Annotated in this window: 1 protein-coding gene; it reads right to left on the bottom strand. The window is 42.2% G+C overall.

The window, feature by feature from the left end; all coding sequences use genetic code 11:
- Window positions 1-429 (bottom strand): hypothetical protein (locus tag ACV1FX_RS41735; protein WP_473123285.1); only part of this gene is annotated, 429 nt, incomplete at its 3' end.
- Between the last annotated feature and the right edge of the window lie 209 nt (window positions 430-638).

Genomic DNA, 638 nt, shown 5'->3' with positions numbered 1-638 from the left:
CAGATGTGTATAAGAGACAGCTTCTTTACCTGACGTGCTCGCGGCTGTTTCAATGTAAGATAACGCCCGCGGACTTGATGCAGGTAATAGAACGTCTGGATTCAATCGGTTTAAGCTGTATAGGTGAAGGGCTTCGCCTGATACGACAAACGGACGGAATCCGCTGTTCAATTCCAGTGCAATATTTCTGATAATCTGGTATGGTGAAAATGGTTTTGTTGGAATTGCCGCGTTCTGTGATTTGAGAGTTACTGTCGCGTCAAATTCAACTAAAATTTGTGATAGTAGGCGTACTTTCGGAAGATTGAACACGACCGTTTGTGCGTCTTCTGTCACTGTCTGTGTACCCATCATCTGCCATGTTTGGCGGGTCGCTTGTGAGAATAGTTGCGCCTTTGCTTGTGCTGATAATTGTTGTTGAGTTGCCATAATTTAAAATTCCTCCTTAAACTTCTGCCGCGATTTTAGAAACAACCGGGATATGATATTTTGCTGAAGCTTTCTTAATGATCCACATGAAAACCATTGTGATAAATACTGTTACGAATGTTTGAACAAGCCATTTCATTTTCATGCTATTTTCCTCCTTATACTGCGTTTACTAATTGCGTCACACCGTTAACCGGATGCTTCGTGAC

The organism is Bradyrhizobium ingae (assembly GCF_055791185.1).
This window is presented reverse-complemented; position numbering and strand designations above follow the sequence as displayed.